The sequence below is a fragment of the Sutcliffiella halmapala genome, from assembly GCF_002019665.1.
GTDB classification, from domain to species: domain Bacteria; phylum Bacillota; class Bacilli; order Bacillales; family Bacillaceae_I; genus Sutcliffiella_A; species Sutcliffiella_A halmapala.
On the sequence record NZ_KV917375.1, the window covers coordinates 1,474,500 to 1,495,745 of the forward strand.

Genomic DNA, 21,246 nt, shown 5'->3' on the forward strand with positions numbered 1-21,246 from the left:
CCATGCCAACTGTTGCCTTTCACACACTTGGATGTAAAGTAAATCATTATGAAACAGAAGCAATCTGGCAACTGTTCAAAGAAAGTGATTACGAAAGAACGGAATTTGAAGGAACTTCAGATGTGTATGTCATTAATACCTGTACGGTTACGAATACAGGGGATAAAAAAAGTCGCCAAGTTATTCGCCGTGCAATAAGAAAGAATCCTGATGCAGTAATCTGTGTAACAGGCTGCTATGCACAAACGTCTCCAGCAGAAATCATGGCCATTCCTGGCGTGGATATCGTTGTAGGAACACAAGATCGTGTGAAAATGCTCGAATATATTGAGCAGTTCAAAAAAGAACGTCAGCCTATCAATGCTGTAGGAAATATCATGAAAGCTCGCGTTTACGAAGAGCTAGACGTACCAGCATTTACAGATCGTACGCGTGCTTCTCTGAAAATTCAAGAGGGCTGTAACAACTTCTGTACGTTCTGCATTATCCCTTGGGCACGTGGCTTAATGCGTTCACGTGATCCGCAAGAAGTTATCACACAAGCTCAGCAATTAGTAGACGCAGGATATAAAGAGATTGTCTTAACTGGAATCCATACCGGTGGTTACGGTGAGGATATGAAAGATTATAATTTTGCGATGTTGCTTCGTGAGCTAGATGCAAAAGTAGTCGGGTTAAAACGAATTCGTATTTCTTCTATAGAAGCGAGTCAAATTACTGACGAAGTGATTGAAGTACTAAATAATTCAGACAAAATTGTACGTCACCTTCATATTCCGATTCAATCAGCCTCTAATACGGTCTTAAAAAGAATGCGTCGTAAATATACGATGGAGTTCTTTGCAGATCGTTTAAACCGTCTGAAAGAGGCATTACCTGGACTTGCGATCACATCAGATGTTATCGTAGGTTTCCCAGGTGAAACAGAAGAAGAATTTATGGAGACCTACAATTTTATTAAAGAACATAAATTCTCAGAGCTTCACGTCTTTCCATATTCCAAACGCACAGGAACTCCTGCAGCAAGAATGACGGATCAAGTGGACGAAGAAGTAAAAAACGAAAGAGTACATCGTTTAATTGAACTATCCAATCAATTAGCAAAAGAATATGCTTCATTATTTGAAGACGAAGTACTAGAAGTAATACCTGAGGAACAGTATAAAGAAGAACTAAACTCTGGTTTATATGTCGGATATACAGACAATTACTTAAAAGTAGTTTTCCCGGCAAATGAAGAAATGGTTGGAAAACTTGTCAAAGTTAAAATTACCGAGGCAGGCTATCCATATAATAAAGGCCAATTTGTTCGCGTTTTAGTAGACGAGGTTAGTATGAAAGAAGAAAATGTTCGATTAACATCATAATTATTATCGAAAAGTGATTCCAATCTGGTACAAGCTGGAATCACTTTTTTTTATTGCCTTGAAAAAGATACGGCAATACTAATCATTGTACTCGCCAAAAAGTAATAAACATGTTATGATGTTAGAGGTCAGACCTCTTATATTTGAAAGGAGCATGAACATGCATACTAACATTGGAGAACTTATTGATCATACATTATTGAAAGCGGATGCTACTAAAGAAGCAGTCGTAACACTTTGTCAAGAAGCGAAGGAATACAATTTCGCATCTGTTTGTGTAAATCCAACATGGGTAAAGACTTCTGCAGAACTACTTGAAGGTACTAATGTGAAGGTTTGTACAGTTATTGGTTTTCCATTAGGCGCTAGCACTCCAGAAGTGAAAGCATTCGAAACGACTAATGCAATTGAAAACGGTGCCACTGAAGTGGACATGGTTATCAACATTTCTGCTCTTAAAGATGGCGACAATGAGCTTGTAGAAAGAGATATTCGTGCAGTGGTTGATGCTGCTAAAGGAAAAGCTCTAACTAAAGTTATCATCGAAACTTGCCTTTTAACGGAAGAAGAAAAAGTAAGAGCATGTGAAATAGCTGTAAAAGCAGGAACAGACTTTGTAAAAACTTCTACAGGATTCTCTACAGGTGGAGCAACAGTTGCTGACATCGCCCTAATGAGAAAAACAGTAGGACCTGACATTGGAGTAAAAGCTTCTGGCGGAGTTCGTGACGCACAAGGTGCAAAAGAAATGATTGAAGCTGGAGCAACAAGAATCGGAGCTAGCTCTGGTATTGCTATTGTAAATGGTTTAACAGCAGATAGCGATTATTAAGATATAGATGAATAGTGCCCAGCCTATTGGGTGCTTCAGACTGTAGACGAAATCGATGAAAATCGAGGATGCCTACAGTCTTTTTATTTTGGGTCCATTCAGGCCGCTACCTATGTAACTTCTCTATAAATCGAGAAAAAGGTTTTACGAAAGGAAGGGCAATAAACGAACAAACAAGATTAAAAATGACGCTTGAATGAGCAAGTTGTACATCTGCATTAGCTGCTAAGGCCTCCACAAAATTACTTAACAGAGGAATTAAAGGAAAGAAAATCAAGACTCCGAAAATATTTAGCCAAATGTGGGCATAAGCAGTAAGTTTTGCCTCTTTGATTCCGCCAAAACTTGCCATATAAGCGGTGACACAAGTCCCTATATTCGAACCTAACATAATAGCGATTCCTGCTGGAAGTGAGAGTAACTCATTATTTAAAAAGCTCATACTAATGCCGACCGTAGCAGAGCTTGAGTGAATCATTGCCGTTATTATAGTGCCAAGTATCACCCCAATGAAATGATGTTCATTTGTTAATAATAAAAAATCCTGAACATTGGAATAGAGAGATAACGGAAGAGCTAGTCCTTCAAATCCCTTCATTGCGACAAACAGGCACCCTAAACCAAAGATAGAAGAACCGATGCTAAACGGTAATTTTCTTTTCGAAAACAAACAGAAGAATCCGATGAGTAGTAGTGGTAGCACATAATTGGATATATCTAACGTAATTAACTCAGTAGTTAAGGTTGTGCCAATATTGCTCCCGAGCATGATTCCGATGGATTGATAGAAGGTTAAGTAGCCTGCTGCAACTAATCCAACGGTAATTACCATAACAGCTGAACTACTTTGAAGAAGTGCTGTTATTACAGCACCCACGATCATCCCTTTAATTGGATGATCTGTAAAATGCCGTATATAATCCTTTGTTCTATTTTCAGACAGTTGCAAAAGACCTGTCCTCATGACAGTCATTCCAAATAAAAAAATCGCTAAGTAAACAGAAAATAACGTTATAATGGTAAACAAGCTAATCACCTCTCTCCAAATATATGGAGGAGAGTGGACAAGAATGACAAAAATAAAAGGGGATATTTCGGATGAGGACATGGGTATCCAACACTGTAATGCATAGTTATCCTGGAATGGTTGCATTGGTTACGACGGAATGGGCTGGTAAACAAAATATAATGGCTGCTGGCTGGCATAGTTATATATCTTATGAACCACCCATTTTCGGGGTTGCTATCGCCAAAGAAAGGTTTTCACATCAATCGATAGAACAATCCGGTGAGTTTGCAATAAATTTTGTTGCAGAAGGATATGCAGATTATATTCAATATGCTGGAACAATTAGCGGTCATAAAAGTGATAAACTGGAGCAATTAAACGCATCCTATACAAAAGGGAAAGAAATTGGAGCACCGATCTTAGAGAATGCTTACATTGCTTACGAATGTAAAGTAATCGATCAACGAACTTATGGGGATCACGATTGGTTTGTGGGAGAAATTGTAGGCTTCTATAAAGACGAAGCTGTTTTTCAAGATAATGGACTACCAAATTGGGAAAAACTTTCTATCCCACTTTATTTGGGGAGATCTCAGTATATGATAGCGAATAAAGAGGCAAAGGTAATTGACCTATATCAAGATAATAAATAAAGGTCAGATTGTTTAGAAGCAATTCCTTATAATTGTTGACCATCACAAATGAATATATTATAATTGGGAAGTACATGTTCTATACATGCTTTTTTTCGTATTGAACATATTTTTCTGAAAATGTTAGTGGTTGTTCTGGAGGGAGGGAATTAGAATGTCGAAAACAGTTGTTCGTAAAAACGAATCGCTTGAAGATGCTCTTCGCCGTTTCAAACGTTCAGTTTCAAAAACTGGTACGTTGCAAGAAGCAAGAAAGCGTGAATTCTATGAAAAGCCAAGCGTAAGACGCAAGAAAAAGTCTGAAGCTGCTAGAAAGCGTAAATTTTAACAAGAGGGTGTAAGAATGAGTCTTCTCGAGCGTTTAAATACCGATATAAAGCAAGCAATGAAGGATAAGGACAAAGAGAAGCTTTCCGTACTCAGAATGGTTAAGTCTGCGATTCAGAACGAATCCATTAAGCATGGTAGAGATTTAACTGAAGAGGAAGAACTTACCGTATTGTCTCGTGAATTAAAGCAACGTAAAGACTCCCTCCATGAATTTGATAAAGCCGGTCGTGAAGACTTGGTTCATAAATTACAAGGTGAACTTACGATAGTCGAACATTACATGCCTGAACAGTTATCCGAAGAGGAAGTATCAGCAATTGTCCAACAGACAATTGCTGATGTGAATGCTACGTCAAAAGCTGATATGGGTAAAGTAATGGGGGCTTTAATGCCTAAAGTAAAAGGCAAAGCGGACGGTAGCCTTGTTAACAAACTTGTACAACAACATCTTTCATAAAAACAGTAAAATAGCACCTTACTTCTGTAAGGTGCTGTTTTTACATTTACCCTTACTATTTCACCGTTTCAACCTTACACCGCCACATGCTGTTCTATTCTTTTAAAAAAATACATAAATTTTTGAAACTTAATGGTTATCTGTGCGTATTACTTATTAGGTACGGTGAAATATAAATATGAAGGAAAAGGTGGAGAGGAGGACAATATGAAAAAAGTTCTTCGTATAAGTTATCTTAGTACTTTTTTGCTTGCTTTAATTTTATCGGTATTACCCATTTTGCCTTCCCAAACGGATAGTGCAGATAAGCTTGTTTACGTCATCCCTGTAGAAAATACAGTGGAAAGTGGCTTGCTTGCTTTTATTAACAGGTCGATCAATGAGGCAGAGGCTGCTGGAGCTGACTTAATCATTTATCAGCTACATACTCCAGGAGGAGCAGTGGACGCAGCTAGTGAAATATCGAAAAAAATTCAAGCAACCTCGATTCCAAGTGTCGCTTTTGTAAACACAAGAGCTTTATCTGCTGGAGCCTACTTAGCATTATACGCGGATCAAATTTATATGACTCCTGGTGCAACTATGGGGGCTGCTGCAGTTATTACTGGAGATGGTAATGCTGCAGATCAGAAAGCGCAGTCTTACTGGTTGCAAGAGATGGAAAATGCCGCAGAATCAACTGGAAGAGATCCTAAATACGCTTTAGCGATGGCTGATACGGAAATTGATCTTCCAAAAGTAGGAGCGCCAAAGGGGACTTTACTTACACTTGGTCCAAAAGATGCGCTCGAGGTTGGCTATTCTGAGGGAACCGTGTCAAACTTAGATGAGCTTATACAAACATTGGGCTTTGAAGGTGCCGAGGTTGTCAGTGCTAAAGTCTCCTTTGCTGAGAATATCGCACGCTTTATTACACACCCAGTAGTCGTGCCAATTTTATTATCCATTGGTTCTTTAGGGCTTGTACTTGAGCTTTATTCACCTGGATTTGGTATTCCGGGAGCCATGGGCATTAGTGCATTATTGTTGTTTTTCTATGGGCATTTAGTTGCTGGATTAGCTGGGATGGAAACAATTATTCTGTTTGTCGTAGGAGTAATACTGATTGTCTTAGAGATATTTGTGCCTGGGGGGATATTAGGCGTGTTAGGGTTAGGAGCAGTAATTGTTAGTTTCTTTTTAGCTGGAGACGATATAGCTAAAACGGGTATCGCATTGTTAATTGCTATGTTAGTTACAATTGTAGCTATGGTATTATTGTTTACTGTATTCGGAAAACGAATCCGGATGTTTGACCGCATTATTTTGCGGGATTCTACGAACACAGAACAAGGATATGTTTCCAATGTGTCTCGAATCGAATTAGTTGGTCAAGTAGGGGTAACATTAACAGCATTAAGACCTTCAGGAACAGCCGTGATTAATGAAGAAAGAATCGATGTTGTAACAGAAGGTATGTTTATTGAGTCTAATAAAAAAGTTACAATTGTAAAAGCAGAAGGATCACGTATTGTCGTAAGAGAGGTCCATTCAGAAGAATAGAATGTAAGGAGGAAATAATAGTATGTTAGAGCCAACATCATTAATTATTTTAGTAGCAGTTGTATTAGGAATTATCTTTTTATCTGTATTATTGACTTTTGTCCCAGTTATGCTATGGATTTCAGCTTTAGCTGCAGGGGTTCGTGTTAGTATCTTCACCCTAATTGGAATGAGATTAAGAAGGGTTATTCCGAGTCGAGTTATTAATCCCTTAATCAAAGCACATAAAGCTGGCGTAGATGTAACGACAAATCAATTAGAGAGTCACTATTTAGCAGGAGGAAATGTGGACCGTGTTGTAAATGCTCTTATCGCAGCTCAACGCGCAAACATTGAATTACCATTTGAACGCGGAGCAGCTATTGATTTAGCTGGTCGTGATGTACTTGAAGCAGTTCAAATGTCCGTTAATCCAAAAGTTATCGAAACTCCATTTATCGCCGGTGTAGCGATGGATGGTATTGAAGTGAAAGCAAAAGCCCGTATTACTGTTCGTGCGAACATTGAACGTCTAGTAGGGGGTGCCGGTGAAGAAACGGTTATCGCTCGTGTAGGTGAGGGTATCGTAAGTACCATCGGTTCTGCTGATAATCATAAAAAAGTATTAGAAAATCCAGATATGATTTCTCAAACAGTTTTATCTAAAGGTCTAGATGCAGGTACAGCTTTTGAGATCTTATCCATTGATATTGCTGATATTGATATCGGTAAAAACATTGGTGCAGAGTTACAAACTGACCAAGCAGAAGCAGACAAGAAAATTGCTCAAGCAAAAGCGGAAGAGCGTCGTGCAATGGCCGTTGCACAAGAACAAGAGATGCGCGCTCGCGTAGAAGAAATGCGTGCGAAGGTTGTGGAAGCAGAAGCAGAGGTACCACTTGCGATGGCAGAAGCATTACGTACTGGAAATATCGGAGTAATGGACTATATGAATATCCAGAATATCACTGCTGATACTGAGATGAGAGATTCTATCGGAAAATTAACAGATCAGCCAGAAGATGGGGAAAATAAGTAATAAATACCACGGGGAAACACTTGTGTTTTCCCCTACTCCTTAATGAAGGGAGGAGATTTTGTTTTGGATGCAATATGGGAACTAATACGTCAAAACCCATTTCTTTTAATATTGCTACTTGGTGCGCTTACAGGTTTTTTTAGAAAAAAGCCGCAAGAAGAGGAACAGAAAAAACGTCAGCAACAGAAACGACAAACTGAGCAGACGAATTCTCAATCTTCTTATCCAAATAGAGAAGATGTTCGTCAAGAAGCTAAGCCTGTTCAAACGGAAGAAAAGCCGCGTTTTGATTGGGATATTGATATTTTCCAGGAGACGAAGGAAGAATTGGAGAAGAAAGTTCGAGAAACATTCTCTCCATATATGGAAAAGAAGAAAGAACAAGTTTCCACTATCCAGGATAATATGAAAGATAAAGTTCAAGAACTCTCCATTAAACAACAGGAGATATCTAGAAATAGCCCTATTTTAAAACAAGAGCTACAGCTTTCAGAAGGTAAAGTAGTGAATGATAAATATAAAATCAATCCGAAAAGAGTAGTAGAGGGAGTTATGTGGTCTGAAATTTTAGGGCAACCACGCTCTAGAAATCCACATCGACCAATTTACTCTCAACATTTTTCTGCTGCAAGAAAAAAAAGGTAAAGGAAATCCCATGCCGGTAAGTCGGTATGGGATTTTTTATTATGAACATCGAAATTCAGTGATAGAACCCTCTTTTTTCTCATACACATGAGAGGAAAGGGGGTTTTTCCATGCTCAAAAAGTTTCGAGCGAGAATGAACAGCTGGATGTCAGAAAATATGGAATTGCCCGCAGATGTCATGATGGATCTGCCTCGAATAACAATGATTGGACAAATACATATATATATTGAAAACCATCGTGGATTGCTTACCTTTAGTGACACGGAAATCCGCCTCATGCTAAAGCAAGGTCAGCTTCTTGTAAAAGGCGAGTCGTTTGTCATAAGGACGATACTTCCAGAAGAAATTTTACTTGAAGGAAAAATAAGCCAAGTACTCTATTTGAATGAATAATTTAGGAGGATTTTCATGAAAAATCAATGGATTAACTTTTTTTCTGGAAGTGTAAAAATCATTATTCATGGTAGAGGGGTGGAAAGATTCCTCAATGATTGTACAAGGCATGGAATACAAATATGGCAAGTGAAGAAATTGGGTGCTGAAGCCTACACATGTTATGTTTTATTGAAAGACATTAAAAAGCTAAGGAGCCTTATTAAGAATCAAGAATGTAAATTTCGCTTCTTAACTAGAAAGGGCTTTCCGTTTCTCTTGCAATACTCTTTAAGAAACAGCGGAATAGTTACAGGTGTAATTCTTTGTGTACTTACCATCTTTTTATTATCAAATATGGTATGGAGTATTGAAATTAAAGGGGCAAATCCAGCAACAGAGCATAAGATTGTGCAAGAATTGAACAAGCTTGGGCTTAAAAAAGGAAAGTTCCAATTTTTTATCCGTGATGTCGAAAGTATCCAAAAGTATTTAGCCGATACAATTAGTGAAATTACTTGGGTTGGAGTGGAATTAAACGGAACCTCTTACCATTTTGAAGTCGTAGAAAAAAATGAACCAGAAAAAATAGAACAACTTTCTCCACGCAATTTCCGCGCATCTAAAAAGGCTGTCATTGCAAAAGTGTTTGTTGAAAAAGGACAACCAATGGTACAGATAAACGATCATGTGGAAAAGGGAGACTTACTAGTGTCAGGTCTAATTGGAAAAGAAGATAATAAAAAATCTATCGCTGCAGTTGGGGAAGTGCTTGGAGAAACATGGTACATGTCTGAGGTTAATATTCCTTTAAAACAAACTCTCTCCGTACTTACTGGGGAGGCATATAAGCAGCATTATGTTAAAATAGGAAATATAGAAATACCAATTTGGGGATTTTTTCAGCCTGATTATAAACAAACAAAAGAATATAAAGTAGAGCGTCCGGCTTACTTTTGGAAATGGAGGCTGCCAATCTCTTATGCTGGGAAAACAATTCATGAAACGGAAAAAGTCGAGAAAAATTATGATGTGGAAGAAGCAATAGAAGAGGCACTTGTCATATCGAAAAAAGAATTAGCAGGAAAATTAGCAGAAGACGCAGTGATTAAAGGAGAAAAAGTTTTGCACCATGAAACAGAGAATGGTAAAGTAAAAATATATATTCATTACCAAGTCATTGAAAATATTGTAAAAATAGAGCCAATTATTCAAGGAGACTGAGGAATGTCAGAAGAACTAGTGATGATGAAACAACAAGTAAATAATCCGAATGAAGCTATTGCGCTTTTTGGCAACCAAGATGTTCATTTAAAAAGAATTGAAGAAGAATTGAAGGTTTCAATTGTAACACGTGGTGAAGCTGTTAATATCTCTGGTGATATTAAAAATGTAGAAATGGTCGATTGTGTCCTACAGAACTTATTATTGGTGATTAGAAAAGGTATCTCCATTAGTGAGCGAGATGTGGTCTATGCCATTCAATTAGCACGTGAAGATAAGCTAGATTCTTTTCAAGATTTATACGAGGAAGAACTTACGAAAAATGTTAAAGGGAAATCCATTCGAGTTAAAACTTTAGGACAAAGACAATACGTTTCTGCTATCAAGAAAAAAGATTTAGTTTTCGGAATTGGACCAGCTGGAACCGGGAAAACCTATCTAGCTGTTGTTATGGCAGTTACAGCATTAAAAAACGGACAGGTAAAACGGATTATTTTAACACGTCCTGCAGTAGAAGCTGGAGAAAGCTTAGGGTTTCTTCCAGGAGATTTAAAGGAGAAAGTGGACCCGTACTTAAGACCACTTTATGATGCTCTACACGATGTATTTGGGTCAGAACATACTCAACGATTAATTGAACGAGGAACCATTGAAATTGCGCCGCTAGCGTATATGAGAGGTAGAACTTTAGATGATGCTTTTGTTATCTTGGACGAGGCCCAAAATACTACAGCCGCACAAATGAAAATGTTTTTAACAAGACTTGGCTTTGGTTCTAAAATGGTTATTACAGGCGATGTATCTCAAATTGATTTACCTAAGGGAATGAAGTCTGGATTGAATGTAGTAAGGGATATTTTGAAAAACACTTCAGGTATTCAATTTATCGAACTGGAGCAATCTGATGTAGTTCGCCATCCTTTAGTTGCGAGAATTATTGCAGCTTACGAAAAGTTAGAAGAAAAATAAAAAGCCCCTTTATTGGGGCTCTTTCGCTTGTAGAAATCTGTCTTATGCTTGTCGGAGCTGAGCGAGCCGCTTACGCTTTTCTATGAAGGAGGGGAGTTTATGAAGAAGGGTCGTTTTAGGTGGTTTACTTCTTTTCAGCAAATAAAAGGGTTTAAATTTTATCATATTATTATCTATTGTTTACTTGGTATTGTTATGTTTGGACTAATGTATAGCAATGTAAAGCCAGAAGAGATCAACGTAGAGTTATTCTCTCAGGCTGAAAGAACGATTGTCGCCCCGCATAATTTTGAAGATCGTGAAGCAACAGAAATGAAAAGAAGAGAAGCTGCAGATAGTATAGATGATCAATATCGTCATGATAGAGAAAAAGCAATTCAACAAGCGGACAGAGTACATAAGATATTTGATAGTGTAGAAGAAGTGAAAAAAAAGATAGAAACGATGGAAAAAGTACCGGAAACAACCAATCCTGTGGAATCTGAGGATTCACAGGAAACCGAAACCCCAGAAACAGAACCTCTTAAATTATCCGTAGAGGAAAAGTTGAATCTGCTGAAAGAAAATCTTACTAGTCAAGTTACTGAAGACTGGAGGACTTCTATTTCAGATGAAGAATATACAATGTTATTAGATATGTCTGAAGCTGATTTATCACGCTTAAGGAATGCGACTGTAACTGCTTTAAATAATGCGATGTCTAAGAAAATTCGCATCGAAGAAGAATTAAGGAATGCTAAAAATGCAGCAGTTCAGGAAATACAGGATTATGCAAATTTCCCGATAAGTATAAGGAGTATAGGGATTAATATCGCCAATTTAGCGATTATACCTAATGTTATTTACGATTCTGAATTAACACAAGATTTAAGGCAACAAGAAGAGGATAAAGTCGATCCAGTTCGGATTTCGCAAGGTGATGTCATTGTGAAGGCTGGGGAATTTATTGACCGAGAAAAGTTTAGAGTTTTAGATGCAGCTGGTTTTGTTGATCAATCTAATTCCATTACCCCTTTTGTTGGATTAGCTATCATAATATCATTGGTGGTATCTGCCTTATCGTATTTGTTTAGAAATATTGATACAACCATTCATAGTAAAAACACTTATCTAACCATGTATTTACTTATTTTTACTATTACGTTAGTTTTGTTGAAAATATTCAGTCTGTTCCAAACGATAAATACAACTGAAATAGGTTATATTGCTCCAGTGGCAATGGGAGCAATGTTAATCAAAATGCTCATTGACGATCGGATTGCCATAATTTCAAGTATCATTTTTGGAATTAGTGGAAGTCTCATATTTAATACGGTGCCAGGTGCAATGAACTATACAGTTGGAGCATACCTGATTATTTCAGCCGTTTCTGCAGTATTATTCTTGAATCAGCATAACCGTAGATTAACGATTTTACAAACAGGGTTATTTGTTTCCTTAATTAACGTAGTAACAGTAATCGCCATGATGATGCTAACTAACCGGGATTTCTCAGGTGTTAGTGAGCTGGTTGAAATAGGGACACATGCCACAATGGCAGTAGGGTCAGGAGTCGTTTCAGCTGTGTTAACCATAGGGATACTTCCGTTTTTCGAAGTAGGATTTGGGATGTTATCTACAATGAAATTACTGGAGCTATCAAATCCAAACCATCCGTTATTAAGAAAAATTTTGATGGAGACTCCAGGTACTTATCACCATAGTGTTATGGTTGCAAATCTTTCTGAATCTGCATGTGAAGCGGTGGGGGCAAACGGACTCTTAGCAAGAGTAGCGTCGTATTATCATGATATTGGTAAGACGAAAAGGCCGCATTATTTTATTGAGAATCAATTGGGAAGCAATAACCCACATGACAAATTGCCTCCGCAAACCAGTAGAAATATTATAATTGCACACGCTACAGATGGGGCTCAAATTTTACGTGAGCATAATATGCCAAAAGAAATTATAGATATTGCCGCACAGCATCACGGTACTTCTTTGTTGAAATTTTTCTATCATAAAGCAAAGGAAAAGAATGATGGAATCACTGAATCGGAATATCGTTATCCAGGGCCTAAAGCTACTACGAAAGAGGCTGCAATAGTTGGTACTGCAGATAGTATTGAAGCGGCAGTTCGGTCTCTAAATAATCCAACTCCAGATAAAATAGAATCTATTGTTAAAGCTATTATTAGTGATCGATTACAAGATGCCCAATATAGCGATTGCTCTTTAACCTTTAAAGAACTTGAAACCATCGGACAATCATTTTGTGAAACCTTACAAGGTATCTTTCATTCGCGAATTGAATACCCAGAAGCAACAAAGAAAAAGGGAGATGAGGAATAATGTTGGAAATCGATATGATAGACGAAACCTCAGAAATATCAACTGAAAAATGGACGGAAATTAAAGAACTGCTACTTTTTGCAGCAAAGTCGGAATCCGTCGTCGAGAAGGCGGAGCTATCTGTAACTTTTGTTGATAATGAAAAAATAAAAGAAATTAATCGTGACTATCGTAATAAAGACCAAGCAACGGATGTTATCTCTTTTGCAATGGAAGAGATAGGAGAAGGGGAAATAGAAATAATTTACGATGATGAGGCCCCTAGAGTACTTGGAGACATCATCATATCCGTTCCTAAGGCGATGGAACAAGCCGAAGAATATGGTCATTCATTTAAAAGAGAGCTTGGTTTTTTAGCCTTGCATGGTTTCCTTCATTTATTAGGTTATGATCATGAAACAGAGGAACAAGAGAAAGAAATGTTTCAGAAACAAAAGGAAATTTTAGATGCTTATGGCCTCTCAAGAACGTAATAAAAAAGGATATCGTGGGTCTTTTACCAGAAGTTTTTTCTACGCGTTTGCCGGACTATTGTTTGTGCTTAGAACTGAGAGGAATATAAAGGTCCATGTTACAATTGCTATTTTTATGATAGCGTTATCCTATTATTTAGGAATTACAAAGCAAGAGTGGCTAGTGTTATTTTTGGTAATTGGTGGAATGTTAGTTATAGAAATCATGAATACTGCCATAGAAAATGTGGTAGATCTTGTAACAGAAGATTTTCACCCTCTTGCTAAAATCGCCAAGGATGTGGCGGCTTCGGCTGCCTTAGTTTTTGCTTGCATCTCTGTTATAATAGGGGTAATCTTATTTGGGCCTTATTTGCTTGCTATTGTCAAATAAATTGAAAATTTAAAATTTTTTATATTTTTATTTAATTTTAGCGTGATTTACAATGCAATTTAAGGTAAAATATAAGTAACGCGACCCTGAAGCTTATTGAAGAAAGGAAGAAACATATTGAACATCGAAGCTTTAATTAAAGAAGCAAAAGCAGCAAGAGAATTAGCCTATGCACCCTATTCTAAATTCAAAGTAGGTGCAGCCTTACTAGGAAAAGACGGAAAGGTCTATCGCGGATGCAATATTGAAAATGCTGCATATAGTATGTGTAATTGTGCAGAACGTACAGCCCTCTTTAAAGCGTATTCAGAAGGCCAAAAAGAGTTTGACGCCATTGCTGTTGTCGCTGACACACGTCGTCCAGTTCCGCCATGTGGAGCGTGCCGCCAAGTTATATCGGAGCTATGTGCGCCTGAAACGAAAGTTATCCTAACCAACCTCCATGGTGATGTGCAAGAATTAACTGTAGCAGAGTTACTGCCAGGAGCTTTCTCACCGGAGGATTTAAATGATTGAAGCTAATTATAAGTCAGGATTTGTTTCCATTATTGGTAGGCCAAATGTTGGTAAATCAACATTTTTAAATCGTGTTATCGGTCAGAAGATTGCCATTATGAGTGACAAACCACAAACGACTAGAAATAAAATACAAGGTGTATATACTCAAGATGACGCACAAATTGTCTTTATCGACACTCCTGGTATTCATAAACCTAAGCATAAATTAGGTGATTTTATGATGAAGGTGGCGCAAAATACGTTAAAAGAGGTTGACCTTGTCTTATTTATGATTAATGCAAAAGAAGGTCTAGGAAGAGGAGACGAATTTATTATTGAGAAACTGAAAGAAACGAATACTCCAGTTTACTTAGTAATAAACAAAATTGATGAAGTGCACCCCGATGAACTCCTGCCATTGATGGAAACATATAAATCATTGTTTCCATTTAAAGAAATTGTTCCTATTTCTGCACTTCAAGGAAATAACGTGGAGACCCTATTAGAGCAGATTAAGAAATTCTTGCCAGAGGGACCACAATATTACCCAGCGGACCAGGTGACAGATCACCCAGAACGTTTTATTGTAGCAGAGCTAATTCGTGAAAAGGTTCTCCATTTAACGAGAGAGGAAGTCCCTCACTCCATCGCTGTAGCTATTGACTCTATGAAAAAAAGAGAACGTGGAGATATCGTGGATATTCAGGCAACGATTGTGGTAGAGCGCGATTCTCAAAAGGGTATAGTCATTGGTAAACAAGGAAAAGTTTTAAAAGAAGTGGGACAAAAAGCAAGAATCGATATTGAAGCGCTATTAGGCTCAAAAGTCTTTTTAGAACTTTGGGTGAAGGTCCAAAAGGATTGGCGTAATAAACAATCCCAACTACGTGACTTTGGGTTTAACGCAGACGAATATTAAAGAAAAAACGAAACTGGCTCACTCTATTTATGACTAGATAGCCAGTGCTCAAACTTAAATAAATAATACATTCTTATTGCAAAAAAAATAAAAGACGAGCGGACAATCATAGCAGTTAAATTTGACAGGGAATTTACAAAATTTATCTAACATGTTTTGGCCCTTGAACGGTCATCATAGTCATATAGGAATTGGAATAAGTATGCTGGTCTTTACTACAGAAAGGGTGGGGTTAACAATGTTGGATTTTACCTGGAAAGTCTTTAAAGAAACAGGTAATATTGATACCTATCTTCTTTTTAAAGAGCTCGAAAAGGAGAATGTCGATATACCCGAACAATCAGAAGAGCTGGCGCATCGCGACTTACCAATTTCATAATGATGGCTAATACAAAGGCAATTTACATCGTGTAGATTGCCTTTTTATGTTGTGGTGCTTACAATATGAGTTAAAAGAACTTTATTTAGTGCGGGAAGGTGTGCGAATTTGCTACATAAGTGTGAAGGTATTGTAATTAGAACAAACGCCTACGGAGAATCAAATAAAATTGTCACACTTTACACCAAAGAGTTGGGAAAAGTTGGTGTTATGGCAAGGGGAGCAACGAAGCCTAGTAGCAGGCTTACATCCGTTTCACAACTGTTTTCTCACGGAATGTATCTTTTTCAAAAGGGAAGTGGCTTAGGAAGCTTGCAGCAAGGTGAGATTCTAGAATCGATGCGTTCAATAAGAGAGGATATATTTTTGACTGCCTATTCTTCATATGTCGTGGAATTACTGGATAAAGTAACAGAGGAAGGAAGGCGTAATCCTCATTTGTATGAGCTACTTTATTTGATGCTTCACTACATCAATGAAGGGATAGATCCAGAGATATTAACCTTTATTTATGAAGTAAAGATGCTAGAAGCGATTGGAATAACACCAGAATTAAATAAATGCGCTTCTTGTTCATCTACGGAAGGTACCTTTGCGTTTTCGATTAAAGAGGGTGGCTATCTTTGTCATCGTTGTTTCCATAAGGATCCTCACCTTATTAAAGCATCGCCAGCTACATTACGGCTCCTACGAACCTTTTATTACTATGATTTAAACAGGATAGGAAACTTATCATTAAAAGAGGAAACTAGAAAAGAATTACGCTTTATTTTAGATGAATATTATGACGCGTATTCGGGGATAATGTTGAAATCTAAACGCTTCTTAAAGCAAATGGATTCGTTAAAGGTAAATCTTGATAAAAAATAGGCAGGCGAAGGTTGACTTTCCGAAAAAAATCATTTATTATCCAATTACGTTCATAATGATTGCAGTGAAAGAGAATAGTACCTGTTCCGCTCTAATAAAGCGAACCTAGGATAGTGAGAGCTAGGGGTTAGAGTTGCAGGGAAGGCGCTCTGGAGCAATACGGATAAAGTGGTAAAGAGATGAGATGCTCTTTACAAATAGGGTGGAACCGCGGGAAAACCTCTCGTCCCTATGCTGATGAAAGTTGGCATAGAGATGAGAGGTTTTTTCTATTTTTCATTCTTTATTGCCAACAAGGAATGTAAGAAATAAGAGTTGGAGGGATTGAAAGTTGAACATTCAAAATATGATTTTAACATTACAAAACCATTGGTCAGAACAAGGTTGTATCTTAATGCAAGCTTATGACGTGGAAAAGGGTGCTGGTACGATGAGCCCATATACCTTCCTAAGAAGTATTGGTCCTGAGCCATGGAATGTTGCCTATGTCGAGCCATCCAGAAGACCTGTTGATGGGAGATATGGAGAAAATCCAAATAGACTATATCAGCATCATCAATTTCAAGTAATAATGAAGCCATCACCTGATAACATACAAGAATTATATTTAGAGTCTTTAAAGAAGCTTGGTATCGATCCATTAAAGCATGACATTCGTTTTGTAGAGGATAACTGGGAGGCGCCAACGCTTGGTGCTGCTGGACTAGGTTGGGAAGTATGGCTTGACGGAATGGAAATTACACAGTTTACGTATTTTCAACAAGTCGGCGGTTTAGAGTGTAAACCAGTTTCGGTAGAAATTACGTATGGAATTGAACGCTTAGCATCTTATATACAGGATAAAGAGAATGTATTTGATCTAGAATGGACGGAAGGGTTTACAGTTCGTGATATTTTCCTTCAACCAGAATATGAGCATTCTAAATATACATTTGAAACTTCGGATCCAGATATGCTGTTTACTCTTTTTGATATTTATGAAAAAGAAGCACATCGTCAAATGGACTATGGTTTAGTTCATCCTGCGTATGATTATGTATTAAAATGCTCCCATACCTTTAATCAATTAGATGCGAGAGGTGCCATCTCTGTGACTGAGAGAACAGGCTATATTGGAAGAGTTCGAAATCTAGCTAGAAAAGTAGCAAGGACTTTTTACGAAGAGAGAGAAAAGCTCGGTTTTCCAATTTTAAACAAGAGGGAGAACATAAATGAGTAAACGAGATTTTTTAATAGAAATTGGATTAGAGGAAATGCCAGCTCGGTTTGTTACCGACGCAATGAACCAGTTAGAGGAAAAGGTGAAAAGTTGGTTAACGAGTCATCAGTTAGAGTTCGGTTATGTTCATGTTTATTCTACACCACGTCGCTTGGCTGTGTTGGTAGAGGACTTAGTTGAAAAGCAAGCGGATGTAACGTTAGAAGCGAAAGGGCCAGCTAAAAAAGTAGCCCTTGATACGAACGGAGATTGGTCTAAGGCAGCACAAGGCTTTACACGTGGGCAAGGCTTGACTGTAGAAGATATTTATTTTAAAGAAATTAATGGAGTAGAATACGCTCACGTTAAAAAGCATGTTACAGGTAAAGAAACGAAAGCAATTTTAGAAACAATTGCACCTGTATTAACAAGTATTCATTTTCCGAAAAATATGCGTTGGGGAAGTGAGGAGTTACGCTTTGTTCGTCCGATTAAATGGCTAGTCGCTTTATTCGGAGAGGATGTAATTCCAGTCCAAATTACAAACGTTCATTCTGATCGTGTGTCAACAGGGCACCGCTTTTTAGGTGGCCAAGTAGAGCTAAAAGAAGCGGTTAATTACGTAGAAGCTCTGCTTTCCAATTACGTTATTGTGAATGCCTTTGAACGGAAAGAAGCGATTAGACAGCAGCTTACTATTATTGCAGATGAAAATAACTGGGATATTCCAGTGGATGAGGATTTATTAGAAGAAGTAAACAATCTGGTCGAGTATCCAACCGCACTTTTCGGAACATTTGAATCTGAATATTTATCCTTACCAGAAGAAGTGTTAATTACATCAATGAAAGAGCATCAACGTTATTTCCCAGTAAAAAGCAAGGAAGGAAAACTACTTCCTTATTTTGTAACCGTTCGTAATGGTAATCATGAGAACTTAGATAATGTTGCAAGAGGGAACGAGAAGGTGTTGCGTGCAAGGCTTTCTGATGCTGCTTTCTTCTCAAGGGAAGATGAAAAGCTTGTGATCGAAGAAGCTGTAAAAAGATTAGATAAGATTGTTTTCCACGAAGAAATAGGAACGACAGGAGAAAAGGTGAAAAGAGTTCATGGATTTGCACTTGAACTGGCTAATCTTCTGCAGGTTGGTAAAGAAACGAGAGAGAATGTGAGTCGTGCGGCGTCTATTTACAAGTTCGACCTAGTGTCCCATATGGTGTATGAATTTCCAGAGCTTCAAGGAATCATGGGGGAGAAATATGCGATTGCCAAGGGTGAAAATCCTATTGTTGCACGGGCAATAAATGAACATTATATGCCACGTTCCGCTGATGATGACACGCCAGCATCAGATGTAGGGGCTATTCTTAGTATCGCAGAGAAATTGGATACCATTGTTGGTTTCTTCGCAATTGGTGTGATTCCCACAGGATCTCAAGACCCATATGCCTTAAGACGACAAGCATCAGGGGTTATCCAAATATTAATAAAAAAACAATGGTCTATTTCATTGGAAGAGCTTATTAAAAAATTTGTTGCACATTACAAAGAGCAAAGTATTGGCAAACGTGATCAAGAAGCTATTACTGCTGAAGTAATACAGTTCTTTAAATTACGTTTAAAAAATAACCTATCTGAGCGTGGTATCCGTTACGATATCGTGGATGCTATTTTAGAATTACCACTGCAGGATATGGGCTCTAGTGTGAAAAAGGCTGAAACTTTAGAAACGAAAAAATCTGATGAAAATTTTAAAGAAATTATGGAATCCTTGAGTCGTGTGCGCAATATTGCCAAGAAAGCAACCGCAGAGATGGAATTAACAGCAGCTTTATTACAAGAAAAAGAAGAACAACAATTGTATACACTTTACTTGGATAAAGAAGAAAAAGTGTTACAAGCTGTAAACGATCAAGATTATCATGAGGCATTCAATGAGTTAGCTTCGTTAAAGCCAGCAATTGATGCGTTCTTCGAAAATATCATGGTTATGACAGACAATGAACAAATAAAGGCAAATCGTTTAGCGTTAATGAGAAAACTGGCTAGCCTAATTTCTGTATTTGGTAATATTAATGGGATTATCGTAAAGTAATATTGTGAGACAAATGATACGTCGTATGATAAAATAAGAAATCTTGAGGAAGGCTGACTAATAATAGTAAACTATATTTAGTCAGCCTCTTTCCAATTGTAAGCTTCTTCAGTATAATTAGTATATAATATTTACATATAAAGTATGTCACAATTAAAATGAAATATTTTATTGACTAGATAAGTATCGCATTTATAATAAGGTGGTGAACGACAATAGAACTGAATAAGCGGCAAGAACATATTTTACAAATTGTAAAAGAGCAAGGACCTATTACCGGAGAAGCTATTGCAGATCAACTTCATTTAACAAGAGCAACCTTGCGACCCGATTTAGCGATATTAACAATGGCAGGCTACTTAGATGCTAGGCCACGTGTTGGTTATTTCTATACTGGTAAGACAGGTTCACAATTACTTTCGGATAAAATTAATAAGATACAGGTTCACGACCATTCATCGATTCCAGTAGTAGTCCATGAAAGCGTATCTGTGTATGATGCAATTTGTACGATGTTCCTAGAAGATGTTGGTACATTATTTGTAGTGGATAATTTTTCAATAATAGTTGGCGTGTTATCGAGAAAAGATTTACTGCGTGCGAGTATCGGCAAGCAGGAACTTACTTCGGTTCCTGTTAACATCATCATGACTAGAATGCCAAATGTGACCTATTGTTTTAAGGATGACTTAATTATTGATGTTGCAAAGAAATTAATCGAAAAGCAAATAGACGCTCTTCCAGTCGTAAAGCAAACAGAAAAAGGTTACGAAGTGATAGGAAGAATTACAAAAACAAACATTACCAAAGTGCTGGTTGCCTTAGCGCATAACGAAATTATCTAGATTGGAGGAGAATCATGGAAAAGCGAACCGTTTATATAGTTTCAGATTCAGTTGGAGAGACGGCAGAACTTGCTGTAAAAGCTGCGATTAGCCAATTTAACGGAGCGAACTTTCATTTGAAAAGAATTCCTTATGTGGAAGATATCGCAACAATAAATGAAGTGATCTCCATTGCGAAATTAAATCATGGACTTATTGCTTTTACGCTTGTAGTTCCTGAAATGAGAAAGCACCTTATTGCTTCGGCGCTAAAAGAGGGTGTATCTGTGTATGACATTATCGGTCCATTGGTAGATTTGATGGAACAGGAATATAATGTGAAGCCGAAATATCAACCAGGTCTAGTCCGTCAGCTTGACGATGACTATTTTAAAAAGATAGAAGCTGTTGAATTTGCTGTTAAATATGACGATGGACGGGATCCACGAGGAATTATTAAAGCGGATATTGTCTTGGTTGGGGTATCACGAACGTCAAAAACACCATTATCTCAGTATTTAGCACATAAACGCTTGAAGGTAGCGAATGTCCCGATAGTACCAGAGGTAGATCCTCCAGAGGAGCTATATAAAGTATCACCAGAAAAGTGCTTTGGTTTGAAAATTAGCCCAGAAAAGCTAAATGATATAAGAAAAGAACGACTAAAGGCATTAGGTTTAAATGATAAAGCAGCCTATGCGAATTTAGAAAGAATTAAAGAAGAGCTTGCATTTTTTGATACAGTCGCTAATAAAATAGGTTGTGAGGTTATCGATGTGACCAATAAAGCTGTGGAAGAAACAGCCAACTTGATTTCTAACATCTATAATAACCGACTAAAGTAGGAGAGCGCTTATAAAAGA

23 protein-coding genes are annotated in these 21,246 nt (G+C 37.6%); 22 read left to right on the forward strand and 1 reads right to left on the reverse strand.

Going from position 1 to position 21,246, the window contains the following annotated elements; genetic code table 11:
• Positions 1 to 2: 2 nt before the first annotated feature.
• Positions 3 to 1,367, forward strand: coding sequence for a tRNA (N(6)-L-threonylcarbamoyladenosine(37)-C(2))-methylthiotransferase MtaB (mtaB, locus tag BK580_RS07040; RefSeq protein ID WP_078379645.1), 1,365 nt, complete (start codon positions 3 to 5; stop codon positions 1,365 to 1,367).
• Between the two features lie 160 nt (positions 1,368 to 1,527).
• Positions 1,528 to 2,199, forward strand: a complete 672-nt coding sequence (gene deoC, locus BK580_RS07045; protein ID WP_078379646.1) for a deoxyribose-phosphate aldolase — start codon at positions 1,528 to 1,530, stop codon at positions 2,197 to 2,199.
• A 106-nt stretch (positions 2,200 to 2,305) separates the two neighbouring features.
• Here deoC and BK580_RS07050 read toward each other — a convergent pair whose 3' ends face one another.
• On the reverse strand, positions 2,306 to 3,235 hold the full coding sequence (locus tag BK580_RS07050; RefSeq protein ID WP_328589041.1) for a Na/Pi symporter: 930 nt from the start codon (positions 3,233 to 3,235) through the stop codon (positions 2,306 to 2,308).
• 62 nt (positions 3,236 to 3,297) lie between these two features.
• Between BK580_RS07050 and BK580_RS07055 the strand changes: the two genes are divergently transcribed.
• The 20 genes from BK580_RS07055 to BK580_RS07150 all read left to right on the forward strand — a co-directional run bounded on the left by BK580_RS07055 (position 3,298) and on the right by BK580_RS07150 (position 21,228).
• Entirely contained in the window at positions 3,298 to 3,861 is a 564-nt protein-coding gene (locus BK580_RS07055; RefSeq protein WP_078379647.1) for a flavin reductase family protein, read from the forward strand.
• A 154-nt stretch (positions 3,862 to 4,015) separates the two neighbouring features.
• Complete coding sequence (gene rpsU / locus BK580_RS07060) at positions 4,016 to 4,189, forward strand: 30S ribosomal protein S21 (RefSeq protein ID WP_010196218.1); 174 nt, start codon at positions 4,016 to 4,018, stop codon at positions 4,187 to 4,189.
• A gap of 15 nt (positions 4,190 to 4,204) precedes the next feature.
• Complete coding sequence (locus tag BK580_RS07065; protein ID WP_078379648.1) at positions 4,205 to 4,648, forward strand: GatB/YqeY domain-containing protein; 444 nt, start codon at positions 4,205 to 4,207, stop codon at positions 4,646 to 4,648.
• 207 nt (positions 4,649 to 4,855) lie between these two features.
• Positions 4,856 to 6,190: an NfeD family protein gene (locus tag BK580_RS07070; RefSeq protein WP_078379649.1), complete on the forward strand. Its 1,335-nt coding sequence runs from the start codon at positions 4,856 to 4,858 to the stop codon at positions 6,188 to 6,190.
• Between the two features lie 22 nt (positions 6,191 to 6,212).
• Positions 6,213 to 7,208 carry a flotillin-like protein FloA gene (gene floA / locus BK580_RS07075; protein WP_078379650.1) on the forward strand — a complete coding sequence of 332 codons (996 nt, stop codon included), beginning with the start codon at positions 6,213 to 6,215 and terminating at the stop codon, positions 7,206 to 7,208.
• Between the two features lie 63 nt (positions 7,209 to 7,271).
• The gene (locus BK580_RS07080) at positions 7,272 to 7,853 is read left to right on the forward strand and encodes a hypothetical protein (protein ID WP_078379651.1); all 582 of its coding nucleotides are present in this window, start codon (positions 7,272 to 7,274) and stop codon (positions 7,851 to 7,853) included.
• Between the two features lie 110 nt (positions 7,854 to 7,963).
• Positions 7,964 to 8,248 (forward strand): sporulation protein YqfC, encoded by a 285-nt coding sequence (gene yqfC, locus BK580_RS07085; RefSeq protein ID WP_078379652.1) that lies wholly within the window; start codon positions 7,964 to 7,966, stop codon positions 8,246 to 8,248.
• A gap of 15 nt (positions 8,249 to 8,263) precedes the next feature.
• Complete coding sequence (yqfD, locus tag BK580_RS07090) at positions 8,264 to 9,451, forward strand: sporulation protein YqfD (protein WP_078379653.1); 1,188 nt, start codon at positions 8,264 to 8,266, stop codon at positions 9,449 to 9,451.
• Between the two features lie 3 nt (positions 9,452 to 9,454).
• Positions 9,455 to 10,420, forward strand: coding sequence for a PhoH family protein (locus BK580_RS07095; RefSeq protein ID WP_078379654.1), 966 nt, complete (start codon positions 9,455 to 9,457; stop codon positions 10,418 to 10,420).
• 99 nt (positions 10,421 to 10,519) lie between these two features.
• Entirely contained in the window at positions 10,520 to 12,754 is a 2,235-nt protein-coding gene (locus BK580_RS07100) for an HD family phosphohydrolase (protein ID WP_078379655.1), read from the forward strand.
• Positions 12,751 to 13,227, forward strand: a complete 477-nt coding sequence (gene ybeY, locus BK580_RS07105) for an rRNA maturation RNase YbeY (RefSeq protein ID WP_078379656.1) — start codon at positions 12,751 to 12,753, stop codon at positions 13,225 to 13,227. Before BK580_RS07100 ends, ybeY begins: the two co-directional genes overlap by 4 nt.
• Complete coding sequence (locus tag BK580_RS07110; protein WP_078379657.1) at positions 13,202 to 13,600, forward strand: diacylglycerol kinase family protein; 399 nt, start codon at positions 13,202 to 13,204, stop codon at positions 13,598 to 13,600. The genes ybeY and BK580_RS07110 overlap by 26 nt, the downstream gene beginning before the upstream one ends.
• A gap of 117 nt (positions 13,601 to 13,717) precedes the next feature.
• Positions 13,718 to 14,116, forward strand: a complete 399-nt coding sequence (locus BK580_RS07115; RefSeq protein ID WP_078379658.1) for a cytidine deaminase — start codon at positions 13,718 to 13,720, stop codon at positions 14,114 to 14,116.
• Complete coding sequence (era, locus tag BK580_RS07120; RefSeq protein ID WP_078379659.1) at positions 14,109 to 15,017, forward strand: GTPase Era; 909 nt, start codon at positions 14,109 to 14,111, stop codon at positions 15,015 to 15,017. Before BK580_RS07115 ends, era begins: the two co-directional genes overlap by 8 nt.
• A 238-nt stretch (positions 15,018 to 15,255) precedes the next feature.
• Positions 15,256 to 15,396 (forward strand): YqzL family protein, encoded by a 141-nt coding sequence (locus tag BK580_RS07125; RefSeq protein ID WP_078379660.1) that lies wholly within the window; start codon positions 15,256 to 15,258, stop codon positions 15,394 to 15,396.
• Positions 15,397 to 15,504: 108 nt separating this feature from the next.
• On the forward strand, positions 15,505 to 16,266 hold the full coding sequence (gene recO, locus BK580_RS07130; RefSeq protein ID WP_078379661.1) for a DNA repair protein RecO: 762 nt from the start codon (positions 15,505 to 15,507) through the stop codon (positions 16,264 to 16,266).
• Between the two features lie 331 nt (positions 16,267 to 16,597).
• Complete coding sequence (glyQ, locus tag BK580_RS07135) at positions 16,598 to 17,485, forward strand: glycine--tRNA ligase subunit alpha (RefSeq protein ID WP_078379662.1); 888 nt, start codon at positions 16,598 to 16,600, stop codon at positions 17,483 to 17,485.
• Positions 17,478 to 19,559, forward strand: coding sequence for a glycine--tRNA ligase subunit beta (gene glyS / locus BK580_RS07140; protein ID WP_078379663.1), 2,082 nt, complete (start codon positions 17,478 to 17,480; stop codon positions 19,557 to 19,559). Before glyQ ends, glyS begins: the two co-directional genes overlap by 8 nt.
• A 215-nt stretch (positions 19,560 to 19,774) precedes the next feature.
• Complete coding sequence (locus BK580_RS07145; protein ID WP_078379664.1) at positions 19,775 to 20,404, forward strand: transcriptional regulator CcpN; 630 nt, start codon at positions 19,775 to 19,777, stop codon at positions 20,402 to 20,404.
• 14 nt (positions 20,405 to 20,418) lie between these two features.
• Positions 20,419 to 21,228 (forward strand): pyruvate, water dikinase regulatory protein, encoded by an 810-nt coding sequence (locus tag BK580_RS07150; RefSeq protein WP_078379665.1) that lies wholly within the window; start codon positions 20,419 to 20,421, stop codon positions 21,226 to 21,228.
• Positions 21,229 to 21,246 lie beyond the last annotated feature (18 nt).

Coding starts and splice junctions, on each gene's coding strand:
- era (WP_078379659.1), top strand. CDS start 14,109: ATGATTGAAGCTAATTATAAGTCAGGATTTGTTTCCATTATTGGTAGG.
- yqfC (WP_078379652.1), top strand. CDS start 7,964: ATGCTCAAAAAGTTTCGAGCGAGAATGAACAGCTGGATGTCAGAAAAT.
- glyS (WP_078379663.1), top strand. CDS start 17,478: ATGAGTAAACGAGATTTTTTAATAGAAATTGGATTAGAGGAAATGCCA.
- BK580_RS07065 (WP_078379648.1), top strand. CDS start 4,205: ATGAGTCTTCTCGAGCGTTTAAATACCGATATAAAGCAAGCAATGAAG.
- mtaB (WP_078379645.1), top strand. CDS start 3: ATGCCAACTGTTGCCTTTCACACACTTGGATGTAAAGTAAATCATTAT.
- BK580_RS07070 (WP_078379649.1), top strand. CDS start 4,856: ATGAAAAAAGTTCTTCGTATAAGTTATCTTAGTACTTTTTTGCTTGCT.
- BK580_RS07055 (WP_078379647.1), top strand. CDS start 3,298: ATGAGGACATGGGTATCCAACACTGTAATGCATAGTTATCCTGGAATG.
- BK580_RS07125 (WP_078379660.1), top strand. CDS start 15,256: ATGTTGGATTTTACCTGGAAAGTCTTTAAAGAAACAGGTAATATTGAT.
- deoC (WP_078379646.1), top strand. CDS start 1,528: ATGCATACTAACATTGGAGAACTTATTGATCATACATTATTGAAAGCG.
- BK580_RS07095 (WP_078379654.1), top strand. CDS start 9,455: ATGTCAGAAGAACTAGTGATGATGAAACAACAAGTAAATAATCCGAAT.
- rpsU (WP_010196218.1), top strand. CDS start 4,016: ATGTCGAAAACAGTTGTTCGTAAAAACGAATCGCTTGAAGATGCTCTT.
- BK580_RS07150 (WP_078379665.1), top strand. CDS start 20,419: ATGGAAAAGCGAACCGTTTATATAGTTTCAGATTCAGTTGGAGAGACG.
- yqfD (WP_078379653.1), top strand. CDS start 8,264: ATGAAAAATCAATGGATTAACTTTTTTTCTGGAAGTGTAAAAATCATT.
- floA (WP_078379650.1), top strand. CDS start 6,213: ATGTTAGAGCCAACATCATTAATTATTTTAGTAGCAGTTGTATTAGGA.
- BK580_RS07100 (WP_078379655.1), top strand. CDS start 10,520: ATGAAGAAGGGTCGTTTTAGGTGGTTTACTTCTTTTCAGCAAATAAAA.
- BK580_RS07110 (WP_078379657.1), top strand. CDS start 13,202: ATGCTTATGGCCTCTCAAGAACGTAATAAAAAAGGATATCGTGGGTCT.